Raw genomic sequence first — 15,058 nt, forward strand, 5'->3', positions numbered from 1 at the left:
GGTTGCTAAGTACTTAATGATCTTTTGGTATTAAATCAATAGTTTTTTATTATTTTCAGCAATTCCTATAAAGATAGATTTTTTTAGAGAAAAATTAGAAGAATTTTATAGATTAATTATTTAACTACAGGGTCAAGTTCACCTTTTTCATATAGACCAAACATAGTCTCAAGCGATGTAGCATTTATTTTGCTAGCTTGACCAGCTGAACCAAATGCTTCGTATCTAGCAGCACATATTTCAGACATAGCTGCTTTTGCTACAGCATTATATTTGCGTGGATCAAATTCTGCTGGATTTTCAGCCATAAACCTTCTTATCGCACCAGTAGCTGCCATACGAAGATCTGTATCGATATTTACTTTACGCACACCGTACTTAATAGCTTCTACGATTTCACTTACAGGTACGCCGTAAGTTTCACCCATAGAACCACCGTAATTATTGATAACTTCTAACCAGTCTTGAGGTACAGATGAAGAACCATGCATTACAAGGTGAGTGTTAGGGATTCTAGCGTGAATCTCTTTTACTCTGCTTATAGATAAAACATCACCTGTAGGTGGCTTAGTGAACTTATAAGCACCGTGAGAAGTACCTATAGCAATTGCTAAAGCATCAACCTTAGTTTTCTTAACAAAGTCAGCAGCCTCTTCAGGATCAGTAAGCATTTGATCCATAGATAAAGTACCTTCTGCGCCAACGCCATCTTCTTCACCAGCTTGACCAGTTTCTAAAGAACCTAAACAGCCTAACTCACCCTCAACAGACACACCACAAGCATGAGCCATATCTGTTACAGTTTTAGTAACATCTACATTGTACTCATAGCTAGCTGGAGTCTTACCATCACTCATTAACGAGCCGTCCATCATTACAGATGAAAAGCCCAACTGAATAGATCTTTGACAAACTGCAGGAGATGTACCATGATCTTGGTGCATACATACAGGCAGATGTGGATACTCTTCAATAGCAGCTAATACAAGATGTCTGATGAAAGGAGCACCTGCGTACTTTCTTGCACCTGCAGAACCTTGTAGGATAACTGGTGAGTTTACTTTATCAGCAGCTTCCATCACAGCTCTAACCTGCTCTAGGTTATTTACATTAAACGCTGGAATACCATAACCATTCTCAGCAGCATGATCTAAAAGTTGTCTTAATGAAACTAATGCCATTTTATTCTCCTCTTTATTTTGTTATCTTACTTGACCTGCAATTATTACTTTAATCTTATTTGAGCTACCATGCACACCCATGCTATCCCCACTTGTAAGCACTAAAATATCACCATCTTTCGCATAGTTTCTACTTTCTAATTCCATACAAGCAGATCTATTTACATATAGTTTAGACATTCTAGTAGAGTCGAAATGTATCGGCACAACACCTCTAAATAATGTCATAGCTCCTAAAGTTGTAGCATTACGCGATAGTGCATAAATCGGTAAAGATGTATTTATACGAGACATCCAACGCGAAGTATTACCACCTTCTGTAAGCACTATTAAACCTTTAGCATTAATTTCATTTGCTATCTTAACAGCAGCTACAGATACAGCTTGGTCAACACGACTACAATCTGCAATCTTAGGTTTTTTAACCATATGACTATACTTACTATGTTCTGCAGAATCACATATGCGCGACATCGCTTCAATTGTCTCTACAGGATAGCTACCAACAGCAGTCTCTGCTGAAAGCATCACAGCATCAGTACCATCAAACACGGCATTTGCCACATCAGATGCTTCTGCACGAGTTGGAGACGAGTTATCTATCATAGATTCCATCATTTGCGTAGCTGTTATAGAACCTTTTTCATTTTGGCGAGCTGTTGTAATTATTAGCTTTTGTGCAGCCGGTACATTTTCATCACCAATCTCTACTGCTAAATCACCACGAGCAACCATCACCATATCTGAAGCATCAACTATAGCTTTAAGATTATCTTTAAGTACGGCTTCTGCTCTTTCAATTTTAGCAACCATAGCAGGCTTCCAACCAGCTTCATTTACTAATTTGCGAGCATAGTCCATGTCTTTACCATCACGCACAAAAGATACTGCCAAGAAATCAACTTGTAGCATTGCAGCTGTTTTGATATCTTCAATATCTTTTTCAGTCAAAGCAGGAGCTGTTAAACCACCACCTTTTTTGTTGATACCTTTGTTATTAGAAACCTTACCACCTACTAAAACTTTAGTTGTCGCTTTATTTCCTTTTACAGACTCAACCTCAAGCACAATCTTACCATCATCTACTAGTAAAATATCTTTCGGCTTAACATCTTGAATAAGCTCTTTATAATCAATGCCTACACTTTTATCATCTCCCTCTTCTACACCCAAATCTGAATCCAGAATAAACTTTTGACCTTTTTTAAGCATTTCAGAACCATTTTTAAACTTTGAAAGCCTAATCTTTGGTCCTTGTAAATCAGCCAATATACCCACATAAGTATCTTGCTCTTTAGCAATACTGCGGATTAAATCAACTCTTTTACGATGATCTTCTGGTGAACCATGAGAGAAATTACACCTTACGGCATTTACACCAGCTTTTATCATAGCTGTAAGTACTTCTTTTGACTCACTAGCTGGACCAAGCGTTGCTAATATTTTAGTTCTTTTCATCGTTATTTTCCTTTAAGCTTTAGCTTGTGCTTTTTCTTTTAGTATTTCAACAGCAGGTAATTCTTTACCTTCAAGAAACTCTAAGAACGCTCCACCAGCTGTAGATATATAAGAAACTTTATCTTCTATATCATACTTCTCAATTGCTGCGATAGTATCACCACCTCCAGCGACAGAAAAGCCTTTTGATTCAGCTATAGCAAGAGATAAAGTTTTTGTTCCTTCACCAAAATTATCAAACTCAAATACTCCTAATGGACCATTCCACAAGATAGTATTAGAATCTTTTAAAAGTTTGGCGATATTTTCAGCAGACTTAGGACCTATATCTAAAATTTGCTCATCATCTGCGACATCTGTAACATCTTTGATAGTAGCTTCTGCAGTTTCGCTAAACTCTTTAGCTACTCTTACATCAACAGGTATAGGCACTATTACGCCTTTAGCTTTTGCATCAGCCATAATTTCTTGTGCTTCTGCTACCAAATCTTCTTCATAAAGAGATTTACCAACATTGTAACCACTAGCTTTTATGAAAGTATTTGCTATACCACCACCAACGATAAGTACTTCAACCTTATTTACAAGGTTATGTAATACAGATAGTTTAGTAGATACCTTAGAACCACCAACTATAGCAGCCATTGGCTTTTTAGGCTCTTTTAATGCTTTTTCTAATGCTTTAATTTCTTTTTCCAGCAATAGTCCAGCACAAGCTGTTTTAATGTATTTTGCAACACCAAAAGTAGTCGCTTGAGCACGGTGTGAAGTAGCAAATGCATCCATTACAAATACATCTCCTAGAGCAGCTATATTTTTAGATAAATCTTCATCACATGCTTTTTCGCCTTTATTGAAACGCACATTATCACACATAACAATATCGCCAGCTTTAGCTTCAACACCATTAAGCCAATTTTTTTCAAACTTAACAGGTTTATCAATCATCTTAGCTAAGGCTTTAGCAACTGGTTCTAATGAAAATTGAGGATCATATTCACCCTCTGTAGGACGACCAAGGTGAGATAATAGTATAACTGCCCCACCTTGCTCAAGAATATAAGAAATAGTTGGAACTGCCGCTTCAATCCTTACTTTACTTGTAACTTTACCATTTTTAATTGGTACATTAAAATCAACACGTACAACTACTTTTTTATTTTTTAAATCAACATCTTTTAAGTTTAAGAAACTCATTTAAATCCTCTAACTATAATTTTGCAAAATGCTCTACAACTCTTACCATTTGGTTAGTGTAAGACATCTCATTATCATACCAAGATACAACTTTAACCATTGATTTGTCACCAAGGTCTGTTACTTTAGTTTGTGTAGCATCAAATAATGAACCCTCTTCAATACCGATAACATCACTAGACACCAACTCCTCTTCAGTATAGCCAAATGATGGCGTAGCTGCGGCTTTCATTGCAGCATTTACACTGTCAGCTGAAACTTTATCATTTACAACAGCTACAAGTTCAGTTAATGAACCAGTTGGTACAGGAACTCTTTGAGCAGCACCATCTAATTTACCTGCAAGCTCTGGAATTACTAGACCAATAGCTTTAGCTGCACCAGTTGAGTTTGGTACAATATTTGCAGCAGCAGCACGAGCGCGACGCAAGTCACCTTTAGCATGAGGTCCGTCAAGAGTGTTTTGGTCACCTGTATAAGCATGAATTGTAGTCATAAAACCTTTCTCTATACCAGCTAAATCATGTAATGCTTTAGCCATAGGAGCAAGACAGTTTGTAGTACAAGATGCCGCTGAGATAATTTTATCATCAGCAGATATAACATTTTCATTTACACCATAAACTATAGTTGGAAGGTCATTTCCAGCTGGTGCAGAAATTACTACTTTTTTAGCACCTGCATCTATATGAGCCTGAGATTTAGCTTTTGATACATAAAAACCAGTACACTCAACAACCACATCAACACCTAAATCGCCCCAAGGTAGTTTTGAAGCGTCTGCTTGTGCATAAATTTTAACTTCTTTACCATCAACAGTGATGGAGCTTTCACCAGCTTTTACAGTATTTGCTTTAGCATATCTACCTTGAGCAGTATCATACTTTAAAAGGTGCGCTAACATTTTAGGATCCGTAAGATCATTAATAGCTACCACCTCAATACCAGCTTTACCAAACATTTGACGGAAAGCCAATCTACCAATTCTACCAAAACCATTTATTGCTACTTTCATTTTATTCTCCTGTTTATATATTCTTAAAGATATTTCGCAACAATTTTGCTCAAATCTTCAACTGTGAAACCAAAATATTTCATTAAATCATTTATAGGTGCTGACTCACCAAATGTAGTCATTCCTTTCACCTCGCCACCTGCTTTTGGCATATGTTTATACCACATATCTCCTTGTGCTAACTCAACAAAAACTGCAGGTATATCTTGCCTGATCACTTTATCTTTATAATCTTGCGATTGCTTTTCAAACTCTTCTACACACGGAATAGAGACAACATTTATATCCACACCTTTTTGCGCATATTCTTTAGCAGTAGTTACAGCAAGCTCAACTTCTGAACCTGTAGCTACTAATGTAATTTTAGCATCTTTATATTCACTAACCAAATACCCACCTTTAGCAACATTAGCAGCCTTCTCTAAACTATCAACACACGGAGTAAGACCTTGTCGTGTAAGCACCATTACAGAGGGAGTATCGCTTGATTTAATAGCTTCTTGCCATGCAATCATAGTTTCCACAGCGTCCGCTGGACGCCATACATTTAAATTAGGAATTAATCGTAAGCTTGGCACATGCTCAACAGGTTGATGCGTAGGTCCATCTTCACCAAGACCAATAGAATCATGGCTCATTACATGTACTACAGGTTGTTTCATTAATGCTGACATTCTAATAGCATTTCTTGAATAATCACTAAACACCAGGAATGTACCACCATAAGGCTTTAATCCACCATACAAACTTAAACCATTCATAATAGCAGCCATACCAAACTCTCTAACACCATAAGATAGATAGTTAGCACCTTCATCCGTATTGTTTAACCAAACAGATCCCGACCAGTTAGTGTTGTTTGAACCAGTAAGATCTGCCGAACCACCAAACATTTCAGGCATATTCTGGCACAACACCTCTAGAGCCATTTGCGATGCTTTACGAGTTGCCACTTTTGAAGGGCTCTCAATTTGATCTTGAATATATTTACTTATTTCTGAATCAAGCATACCAGGAAGTTCTTTTGCAAGTACTCGTTCAAGCTCTTGGTATTTTGGTAAAGACTTCGCTGATTCCCAAAGTTTATTCCAATTAGTTTCTAAAGCGACACCCTTTTCCTTAGCATCCCAAAACTTATAAACTCTTTGTGGAACCTCAAAAGAATCATATTCCCAAGCCAGTTTTTTAGCAGCCGAAGTTCTTTCTTCAATAGACAATGGCGAGCCATGAGCTGCTGCTGTGCCTGCTTTTTCAGGTGAACCAAACCCTATAACTGTTTTACAGCAAATCAGCGTTGGCTTATTTGTCTCAGATTGAGCCTTAACTATTGCTTGTTCGATTTCACTCATATCGTGACCATCAACAGCTTCAATAACATTCCAACCGTAAGCCTTAAATCTTTCAACAGTGTTATCAGTAAACCAACCTTTCGTATCTCCATCTATAGAGATATTATTATCATCCCAAAAAGCAATCAATTTACCCAAACCTAAAGTCCCTGCTAATGAGCAAGCCTCATGAGAGACACCTTCCATAAGACAACCATCGCCTAAAAACACATAAGTATGATGATCAATCACTTTTTTATCTTTAGAATTATATCTGTCAGACAAAAGCTTTTCACCTAATGCCATACCTACAGCATTTGCAATACCTTGACCTAGAGGGCCTGTTGTAGTTTCAACTCCTGGAGTATAACCATACTCAGGATGACCTGGGGTTTTTGAATGTAATTGACGAAAATTTTTAATATCATCAATAGACACATCATAACCACTAAGATGAAGCAAAGAATAAAGCAACATTGAACCATGCCCATTAGATACAACAAACCTGTCACGGTTTATCCAATTTGGGTTTTTAGGATTATGCTTTAAAAATTTAGTCCATAAAACTGTTGCGATATCCGCCATACCCATTGGCATACCAGGATGTCCAGACTTTGCCTTTAGCGTAGCATCTATAGATAAAAATCTAATCGCATTCGAAAATTCTTGAGAGATTGTAAGAGACATTATAGTTCTGATCCTTTTAAATAATGATTATTTAACTTTAGTAAACGAAACTCACACAAATGATACCCCAGCAACTTTAATAAAACAACAAATCACGCTACAATATTCACAATTAAACCTCATAAATATATTAAACCACAAAATGAAAAATCATTACCTAATAAACCATGTAGGATATACCAAGCAAAAAAGGGAACTTATAGGTTATACGGTTATCATAGATAAACCAAAATCCTTTTGTGAAGTAATGGAAAATTCTCCTCACTCATTCAAATGCAATTTCTCATTTTTTGAAGAAAAAAATAAAACTTGCATAAAATACGACATTTCGGCTAGTCTCCGCTTGATATGTCAAAATACTCTTGAGGTGTTTGAGCAACCATTTAACGCAGCAAACACCATTATACTAGTAGAAGATGATCGCCTAGCAAATGATAGCCAACATGAGCCTTTCATCTGCGAAGATGCAAACATCGACTTGCGTGATATTATCAAAGAAGAGATACTCCTAGATTTACCCTTAGTACCAAAAAAAGCAGGTAGTACTTGTAAAAGTTCAAAAAAACATTCATACTATAGCGACCAAGAAAATGTTACACAAGAAAAAAAGAATCCTTTTGAAATTCTAAAATCATTGAAGTAACATATTTGTAAACACTAACAATATAAATAATAAACAAAATTTCTACCGGAGGTTTATTTAAAATGGCTGTACAAAAAGTAAGATCAAGCAGATCAAAAAGAGATATGAGAAGATCACATGATGCTTTAACAAGCGCAACTTTATCTACTGATAAAGCAACTGGCGAACTTCATCTTAGACACCATGTTTCACCAAATGGCTTTTATAAAGGCAAAAAAGTAGTTGAAACAAAATCTGAAGACTAATACCAACATTAAGAATACACTCGTGAATGTGCGTATTTTTTCAACATTTAATCTATTAGGAAATATTATCTAAAATGAGTTATAAAATATCTATAGATGCGATGGGCGGAGATCACGGTCTTAACACTACCATCCCTGCAGCTCTTGAAGCTGTAAAGAAAGATTCAAACTTACAGATAGTTCTTGTTGGAGATCATCATAAAGTAAAAAGAGCTTTAGACAGATATTCAAAAGTTAAAAAGATTAAACTTCCTGTTTTACAAAAAATAGCTATTCATCACGCGAGTGAAACAGTTGCCATGGATGAATCTCCAGCTGATGCTGTCAGAAAGAAAAAAGATTCATCAATGCGTGTCGCAATAAATCTTGTCAAAGATAATTCTGTTGACGCTTGTGTGAGTGCTGGTAACACCGGCGCACTGATGGCAACATCCAAGTTTGTGCTAAAAACAGTTAATGGTGTAGATCGTCCTGCTATTGTATACGCACTACCTGCATTTAATAGAGAAACAAAAACCCTCAGCAAAACGTATATGCTTGATTTGGGAGCCAATGTTGTTTGTTCCTCTGAACAACTATTCCAATTTGCAATCATGGGTTCAATATTAGCTGCTAGTTCAAAAGGGATTGCTGAACCAAGAGTTTCTCTTCTAAACATTGGTGAAGAAGAAATGAAAGGCTTAGATAATATAAAAAACGCATCTAAGTTACTTCAAAACTGTGACTTCATAAACTATAAAGGCTATGTCGAAGGCAAACACATCTTTGATGACGCTACAGATGTTGTTGTTTGTGATGGCTTTGTTGGAAATGTTTCTTTAAAAACAATGGAAGGCACACTTCGCTTAATTGAAGCTCTTATAAAGAAGTCTGTAACAGAAGGGTCTTGGTTAATGAAACTTCCCACAATAATGGCTCTACCAATTTTCAAAAGAATGAAAAAGAGCATGAACCTGGATAGCTTTAATGGCGCATCTCTACTAGGACTAACTGGTATAGTAGTTAAAAGTCACGGTAGTGCAAGCTCTAATGCTTTTGAAACTGCCATTTTTGAGGCTGTAAAAGAAGTCAAGCATAACATCCCTAAAACTATCCAAGAATCTATAGAAAAAGTTCTTTAATTTTTCCATCCATGATACAATACCTAATATTTAGTGAGTTGCTAAAGCTTCTCACGGGTAATACTTTACTATTATTAAATCAACTTAGGTAATAATAAATGTTTGCACAAATATTAGGTACAGGAAGCTACCTACCAGAAAAAATATTAACTAATGATGATATAAGCAAATTTGTAGACACTTCTGATGAGTGGATAAAGCAGCGCGTCGGTATTGAAAGACGTCACTGCGCCAATGAGTCTGAAACAACCACATTCATGGCAACTCAAGCTGCAAAAAAAGCTTTAGAATCTGCTCAAATTGATGCTCAACAGATTGACGCTATCATTGTAGCTACTAGCACTCCAGACTATATAATGCCGTCTACAGCGGCAACAGTTCAAAATGAACTACAAATAGAAGGCTATAATGTAAGGTGTTTTGATGTATCTGCAGCTTGTAGTGGTTTTGTCTATGCTTTAGATATGGCAAAGCAATATATTGAAACTCAAACTTGCAAAAATATCCTAGTAATTGGTGCAGAAAAAATGACTCGTGTTCTAGACTGGAACGATAGAGGAACTTGTGTGCTTTTTGGTGATGGTGCTGGTGCTGTTATAGTCTCCCAGAGTGAAGAGAAAAAGATTTTATCCTCACTTTTATTTACAGATGGTTCATGCATAGATATGTTAAATGTACCAAACAACCTACCAGTAAATCGTGGTGACACAGTAGACATAAACGCTCATTTAATTATGGAAGGCAACAAAGTATTTAAATTTGCAGTTTCTCGACTTTCATCTTTAGCTGAACAACTTATAACTGATGCGGGTATTACTGCAGCAGATATTGATTGGTTAGTACCACATCAAGCAAATTATCGAATTCTAAACTCTACAGCTAAAAAAATAAATATGCCAATGTCAAAAGTTATTACTACGCTTCAAGATCATGGTAATACTTCTGCAGCATCTATACCTCTAGCTCTAGACCATGCTGTAAAAAACAACTCCATTAAAACTGGTGAGACAATTATCTCAGAAGCATTTGGTTCAGGATTCGTTTGGGGCGGCTTTATCGCTAAAATGTAATTTAAATTTTTTGTTTATAATTAAATAGGAGAAAATCATGTCAAATAAGATAGCTGTTGTATTTCCTGGTCAAGGTTCTCAAAAGTTTGGGATGCTACAAGATTATTATAATAATTTTGAAACATTTAAAAACACTATTGATGAGGCCAAACAACATTTAGGTTATGACTTATGGGATATAATTCAAAACAATGAAGAAAAGCTTAATAAGACTGAATATACACAACCCGCACTTTTAGCAACTAGCTATGCTATTTTTAAAGTATTAAAAGAGCAAAAACCAGATTTAGAAATTTCTTTTTTAGCTGGACATAGTCTTGGTGAGTACACAGCTCTTTTAGCAGCAGGCTGCATCTCTTATAAAGATGCTCTACAACTAGTATCTACTAGAGGTAAATTAATGCAAAGTGCTGTAACAGACAAAGAATGTGCTATGAGTGCAGTATTAGGCTTGTCTAATGAAGATGTTGTTACTAGCTGTAAAGAAGCTTCTGATGTAGGTGTTGTTGAAGCTGCAAACTTTAACTCAACTGGTCAGGTAGTTATTTCGGGTGAAAAAATTGCTGTCGAAAAAGCAAACGCTATAGCAAAAGAAAAAGGTGCAAAACGCGCACAAATACTAGCAGTAAGCGTACCATCGCACTGTTCACTAATGAAAGAAGCTGCAAGCAAATTTGAACAAGAGCTAAACAGTGTAGAGTTTAATGCTCCTACAACAGCTATAGTACAAAACTTTGATGCTAAATCTCATAGTGATTTAAATGAAATTAAGCAAGCTACCGTTAAACAACTGTACAAGCCTGTTCTTTGGACTCAATCAGTTGAAGAGTTAGCTAAACTAGGTGTATCAGAAATTATTGAATGTGGTCCAAATAAAGTGCTTTGCGGCCTGATGAAAAGAATTGATAAAAGTTTAACTTTAAAAGATACAAACTCTACTGAAAGTTTAGAAAAAATTTAATGCAAAAAAGGAAGAAACATGTCTTTAAATAAAAAAACTGTTTTAATAACTGGCGCAAGTCGCGGTATAGGTAACCAAGTAGCTCTTACAATGGCTGAAAAAGGTGCTTTTGTTATAGGTACAGCTACTTCTCAAGCATCTGCTGAAAAGTTTGAGCAAAATATGGCTGAAAAAGGCTTCAAAGCAAAAGGAATGGTTCTAAATATTTCAGATGCTGAAAGCATTAAAAATCTTTTCTCAGAGCTTAAGACTGAAAAATTAGCTATAGATATTTTAGTAAATAATGCTGGTATCACTCGTGATAACTTAATGATGAGAATGTCAGATGATGAATGGAATTCTGTAATCAACACTAATCTAAGCTCTATTTTCAAAATTTCAAAAGAATGTATTCGTGGCATGATGAAAAAGAGATGGGGAAGAATTATATCTATTGGTTCAGTAGTAGCTTCGGCAGGTAACCCTGGACAAGCGAATTACTGTGCTGCTAAAGCTGGTGTAATAGGTTTTTCTAAATCTTTAGCTTACGAAACATCTACTCGTGGAATAACTGTAAATGTAGTAGCTCCTGGTTTTATAGCAACAGATATGACTGATAAGCTTACTGACGAACAAAAATCATTTATAGCAACAAAAATACCATCAGGTCAAATGGGAGAGCCTAAAGATATAGCTGAAGCTGTAGCTTTCCTAGCTTCTGATGGTGCAAGATACATAACTGGCCAAACAATTCATGTCAATGGTGGCATGTATATGGCTTAATTTTTTGCAAAAATATTGCAAAAAGCGATAAAAAATAATATTATTGCTGTTGAACTATTAATAATTAAATTTTCAAAACAAATAAAAAGGAAAAAAAAATGAGCGCAAATGAAGTATATTCAAAAGTAAACTCTATCATTGTTGAACAATTAGGTGTTAAAGAAGAAGATCTTAAACCAGAAGCTTCTTTTATTGATGACTTAGGTGCTGACTCTTTAGATACAGTTGAGCTAGTAATGGCTCTTGAAGAAGAATTCGATACTGAAATCCCTGATGAAGATGCTGAGAAAATCAAAACTGTAAAAGATGTTTACGACTATATTGATTCTAAAGTAAACTAATCAAAATTAATCTCTTAGCTGCATGAATATTAAATAATATTCATGTTTTTTCTCAAAATATAATAAACAGGTTATTTTGATATGAAATCTAATCGTAGAGTTGTTGTTACTGGCTTGGGTATGGTAACACCATTAGGACACGATGTACCAAGCACATGGTCTAATGTGTTAGCTGGTGAAAGTGGTGTTGAAACCCTCACAGGTTTTGATACAGCTGCTCCAGACATAAGTGAATTCAAAGTTCGATTCGCTGCAAGAGTCAAAGATTTTGATGTAAATGCAATGGTGGGTAAAAAGGATGCTAAAAGAGTTGATCCTTTTTGCTACTACGGCATTGTAGCAGCTAATGAAGCAATGAAGGATGCTGGAATTGAAAACCTAAGCGAAGAAGAAGCTTTTCGTTTTGGTGTTGCAGTCAGCTCTGGTATTGGTGGTATAGAGACTTTAGAATCAACAAAAGCTACTATAGATGCCAAAGGTCCATCAAAAATATCTCCTTTTTGTATACCATCATCAATCATAAATATTCTCTCAGGAGTAATATCTATAAATCATGGTTTACGTGGCCCTAATGTACCTATAGTTACAGCATGTACAACAGGTACTCATAACGTAGGTATGGCTGCTAGAATGATTGCTTATGGTGATGCTGACGCTATGTTAGCTGGTGGTTCAGAAAAAGCGAGTAATGCTATTGGTATAGGTGGTTTTGCTGCTGCTCGTGCATTATCTACTCGTAATGATGATCCTAAAGGAGCTTCTCGTCCATGGGATAAAGATAGAGATGGCTTTGTATTAGGTGACGGTGCTGGTGTTCTTGTACTAGAAGAATATGAGAAAGCTAAAGCTCGTGGTGCTAAAATATACGCTGAAGTAGTTGGGTTTGGTATGTCTGCTGACGGTTATCATATGACAATGCCTTATGCAGCTGGTCAAGAAAGATCTGTACAAAATGCAATTGATGATGCTGGCCTTACAAAAAACCCTGATGCAATTGACTATGTTAATGCTCATGGAACATCTACACCCCTTGGAGATGTTCAAGAGAGTCAAGTAGTTGAAAAAGTAATTGGTCAATATAGAAAAGATCTTGTAATGAGCTCTACTAAATCTATGACTGGTCACTTACTTGGTGCTGCTGGTGCAATTGAATCTATTTTCAGTGTACTATCTATCAGAGATCAAATTGCTCCTCCAACTATCAACTTAGAAAACTTAGATGATGGCTGTAACTTAGATTATGCTGCAAATACTGCTAAAAAAATGAAAATTGATTATGTACTAAATAACTCTTTTGGGTTTGGTGGCACAAATGGTTCTGTAATTTTCAAAAAAATCTAACTTATCTTATAAATAAAGGTGAAACATTAAAAGCCACTATCTGTGGCTTTTTTTATTACTAAAACTGAGAAAAAAATGAATATTCATATTATAAACTTAAAATACACAGTGAGTGAAGAAGAAGTCGCTCGTGTACGTCCCGCTCATCGTGAATTTCTTGATACTGGTTATACCCAAGGAATTTTTATAGCATCTGGACCTAAAGCTGATAAAACTGGTGGAATTATACTTGCATCAGGAGATATTGAGCTGATAAAAGATTTTATAAAGAATGATCCCTTTTATAAAAATGGAACTGCTAAATATAGCTTTAGTACTTTTAATGCTGTTAAGCATATCAATGAACTGGATTTTATTAAAGAGTAATTAATATCAATATCAAAAGCAATAATCAAGACAACCAAAAATGTCTATTGCTATTTTAATGATAGACTGTAAAATACAATATCTATTTAGACTATCTTTCAGCAGCAATGAATAACCTCATCAATCTAAAAAACAAAACCTTAATAACTCTAACATGTTACTTATGTTACTTTTTCACTGCAACAGTTGTTATCGTAACAGGGACAGTAATGTTACCAATATCCAAATATTTTAACATCCCTATAGATGCTGTCGGTTTTGCATTTACATACGTGAATGTATCTATGTGGCTAGCAATACTTGTAACTGGTTACTTGATGACTAAATTTTCTATTAAAAAAATACTATTAATAGCTTCTGCTTTAGGTGTATTAGCATCAATATATACAAACATATTCCCTTCCTTAAGCACACTAAAACTTATGCTAGTGTTTGCCGGCATAAGTGGTGGCTTCTTTATGGCTGTGGGTAGTTATATGATTGTGCATATGTACAATGATCATAAAGTGCGAGCTAAAAACATCTTATTTACAGATTTTTTCTTTAGTTTTGGTGGTGTACTAACGCCTATTATCGCTTCTTGGTTGATAACTAAAAACTTAGAGTGGTATCAGATCTATCTTACTTTGCAAATTACTGCCATTGCAATATTTGTATTAGTAATCATCTCTGACTACTCAATATTTGATAAAAATAAAACTCTTAAATCCGAGTCTAGTTTAAGCTTAAAATCCTGGAATAAATCACTATACTTTATTGGAATTGCAGCATTTCTATTTTTACTTGGTCAGTTAATCTATGTAGGGTATGGCCCAGCATACTATGAAAAAATTCTTGGTTGGAGTGCTGTAGATTCAAGTAGACCTCTGGCATACTTCTGGGCAGCTCAGTGTGTTGGTTTATTTATAAGCCCTATTATCGCAAAAAAAATCCCCCTAAAAACCATCCTACCGATATTTATGGCAATATCAACAGTATTGTTATATTTCATGATATTTGCATCAAGTATAAATATCTCTCTAGGTGCCGCTGCAATATTTGGTTTATTTAACTGCTATGTATATGCTGGACTACTAGCTTATGGAACATTCCAAATGAAAACACCTCCGCCCACACTAATTACAACTATATTACTGTTTGGTACAACAGGTACAGCATTATCAACAACTCTTGGGGCATTCATTTTAAGAAAGAGCGGAAGCTTAGTTGCTGTAATGAACTCTGTGGTTCTGTTTTATTTTATTTGCTTAGTGTTTATTATCTTAGCTGTCATTTTCTCAAAAGAGTCTGAAAATAAAGAATCAAGCCACTAGCATACTCTTCCCATAGCCTATATCAAAGT

General features: G+C 35.5%; 15 protein-coding genes. 10 read left to right on the plus strand and 5 right to left on the minus strand.

The features are described 5' to 3' along the window. Positions 1–116: 116 nt before the first annotated feature. From fba to tkt, 5 genes are read right to left on the minus strand one after another with little or no spacing between them, the layout of a single operon-like run. Positions 117–1,181 carry a class II fructose-bisphosphate aldolase gene (gene fba / locus CDH04_RS07650; protein ID WP_112870461.1) on the minus strand — a complete coding sequence of 355 codons (1,065 nt, stop codon included), beginning with the start codon at positions 1,179–1,181 and terminating at the stop codon, positions 117–119. Between the two features lie 21 nt (positions 1,182–1,202). Continuing rightward, entirely contained in the window at positions 1,203–2,639 is a 1,437-nt protein-coding gene (gene pyk / locus CDH04_RS07655; protein WP_112870462.1) for a pyruvate kinase, read from the minus strand. 12 nt (positions 2,640–2,651) lie between these two features. Further along, the gene (locus CDH04_RS07660) at positions 2,652–3,836 is read right to left on the minus strand and encodes a phosphoglycerate kinase (RefSeq protein ID WP_112870463.1); all 1,185 of its coding nucleotides are present in this window, start codon (positions 3,834–3,836) and stop codon (positions 2,652–2,654) included. A 13-nt stretch (positions 3,837–3,849) separates the two neighbouring features. Continuing rightward, a complete protein-coding gene (gene gap, locus CDH04_RS07665) occupies positions 3,850–4,851 on the minus strand; it encodes a type I glyceraldehyde-3-phosphate dehydrogenase (RefSeq protein WP_112870464.1) in 1,002 nt (333 codons plus the stop codon). 23 nt (positions 4,852–4,874) lie between these two features. Beyond that, entirely contained in the window at positions 4,875–6,866 is a 1,992-nt protein-coding gene (tkt, locus tag CDH04_RS07670) for a transketolase (protein ID WP_112870465.1), read from the minus strand. Between the two features lie 142 nt (positions 6,867–7,008). Here tkt and CDH04_RS07675 point away from each other — a divergent pair, with 142 nt between their 5' ends. The 10 genes from CDH04_RS07675 to tsgA all read left to right on the plus strand — a co-directional run bounded on the left by CDH04_RS07675 (position 7,009) and on the right by tsgA (position 15,029). After that, a complete protein-coding gene (locus CDH04_RS07675; protein WP_112870466.1) occupies positions 7,009–7,509 on the plus strand; it encodes a YceD family protein in 501 nt (166 codons plus the stop codon). Between the two features lie 62 nt (positions 7,510–7,571). Beyond that, on the plus strand, positions 7,572–7,754 hold the full coding sequence (gene rpmF / locus CDH04_RS07680; RefSeq protein ID WP_112870467.1) for a 50S ribosomal protein L32: 183 nt from the start codon (positions 7,572–7,574) through the stop codon (positions 7,752–7,754). Positions 7,755–7,828: 74 nt separating this feature from the next. Then, a complete protein-coding gene (gene plsX, locus CDH04_RS07685; protein ID WP_112870468.1) occupies positions 7,829–8,875 on the plus strand; it encodes a phosphate acyltransferase PlsX in 1,047 nt (348 codons plus the stop codon). Positions 8,876–8,973: 98 nt separating this feature from the next. Beyond that, on the plus strand, positions 8,974–9,945 hold the full coding sequence (locus CDH04_RS07690) for a beta-ketoacyl-ACP synthase III (protein ID WP_112870469.1): 972 nt from the start codon (positions 8,974–8,976) through the stop codon (positions 9,943–9,945). A 37-nt stretch (positions 9,946–9,982) separates the two neighbouring features. Then, on the plus strand, positions 9,983–10,906 hold the full coding sequence (gene fabD / locus CDH04_RS07695; RefSeq protein WP_112870470.1) for an ACP S-malonyltransferase: 924 nt from the start codon (positions 9,983–9,985) through the stop codon (positions 10,904–10,906). Between the two features lie 18 nt (positions 10,907–10,924). Beyond that, positions 10,925–11,668: a 3-oxoacyl-ACP reductase FabG gene (gene fabG / locus CDH04_RS07700; protein ID WP_112870471.1), complete on the plus strand. Its 744-nt coding sequence runs from the start codon at positions 10,925–10,927 to the stop codon at positions 11,666–11,668. 98 nt (positions 11,669–11,766) lie between these two features. After that, positions 11,767–12,009, plus strand: a complete 243-nt coding sequence (acpP, locus tag CDH04_RS07705) for an acyl carrier protein (RefSeq protein ID WP_112870472.1) — start codon at positions 11,767–11,769, stop codon at positions 12,007–12,009. An 81-nt stretch (positions 12,010–12,090) separates the two neighbouring features. Then, on the plus strand, positions 12,091–13,350 hold the full coding sequence (gene fabF, locus CDH04_RS07710) for a beta-ketoacyl-ACP synthase II (RefSeq protein WP_112870473.1): 1,260 nt from the start codon (positions 12,091–12,093) through the stop codon (positions 13,348–13,350). A gap of 75 nt (positions 13,351–13,425) precedes the next feature. Next, complete coding sequence (locus CDH04_RS07715) at positions 13,426–13,716, plus strand: YciI family protein (RefSeq protein WP_112870928.1); 291 nt, start codon at positions 13,426–13,428, stop codon at positions 13,714–13,716. 107 nt (positions 13,717–13,823) lie between these two features. Further along, complete coding sequence (tsgA, locus tag CDH04_RS07720; RefSeq protein WP_112870474.1) at positions 13,824–15,029, plus strand: MFS transporter TsgA; 1,206 nt, start codon at positions 13,824–13,826, stop codon at positions 15,027–15,029. Positions 15,030–15,058: the final 29 nt, after the last annotated feature.

Origin of the sequence: Francisella adeliensis (genome assembly GCF_003290445.1) — a bacterium.
In the GTDB taxonomy this organism is placed as follows: Bacteria; Pseudomonadota; Gammaproteobacteria; order Francisellales; family Francisellaceae; genus Francisella; species Francisella adeliensis.